1 pseudogene is annotated in these 816 nt (G+C 35.3%); it reads left to right on the plus strand.

Annotated features, from left to right (window positions below):
* Positions 1-250 precede the first annotated feature (250 nt).
* A pseudogene (locus BHE89_RS19030) lies at positions 251-816 on the plus strand (acyl-CoA synthetase FdrA); the annotation flags it as partial.

Genomic DNA, 816 nt, shown 5'->3' on the forward strand with positions numbered 1-816 from the left:
TCATCATAATTTATTTAATAAATATCATCCGATTAAATAAAAATTTTTTACAATAAATAAGTGTGACTTCTATCACTCTACATTTCTATTTTTTCTTCAGTATGTTTATATACAGAGATTAGAAATTAATAAATCAGACATTTATTTATATTGCTTAATAAATTAAGCAAATAGGCTTCTTATTATCAAAAAAACGAAATGCAAATAAATATGTGTTGTTACATATATTAAATGCGTTAAGGATATCATAATGATCCATGCTTTTATTAAAAAAGGGAGCTTTCAGGATTCCGTAAGCCTGATGATTATTTCCCGAAAATTAAGTGAAGCCCCTGAGGTGGAAGAAATTTCCGTCATGATGGGAACACCAGCGAATAAATCTCTTCTTGATGTCACCGGTTTCTGGCATGACATGTTTAACGAAGCAACACCGAATGACATTTGTGTTTCGATTAAAGCGGAATCAGACGATCCTGCCATTATCGATATGATTTCAACGGCATTAGAAGACGCACTTGCCGAAATTGCAAGTGGTCAAAAAGGTGGTAACAAATTAACGACAGTCCGTAGCTGGCGTACCGCTAAACAAAAAAATCCTAATGCCAATATGCTACTTATCTCTATTGCTGGTGAATATGCTGCTGAGTTAGCCGATACGGGGTTAGAAGATGGCTGTAACGTTATGCTGTTCTCTGACAACGTTTCTATCGCAGATGAAAAAAGCATTAAAAGAAAAAGCAGCGGCAAAAGGTTTGATTGTTATGGGACCTGACTGTGGTACAGCAAATATTGCAGGTGCTCCTCTTGCTTTCGCTA

It is taken from the genome of Shigella sp. FC1967 (assembly GCF_001743005.1).
In the GTDB taxonomy this organism is placed as follows: domain Bacteria; phylum Pseudomonadota; class Gammaproteobacteria; order Enterobacterales; family Enterobacteriaceae; genus Proteus.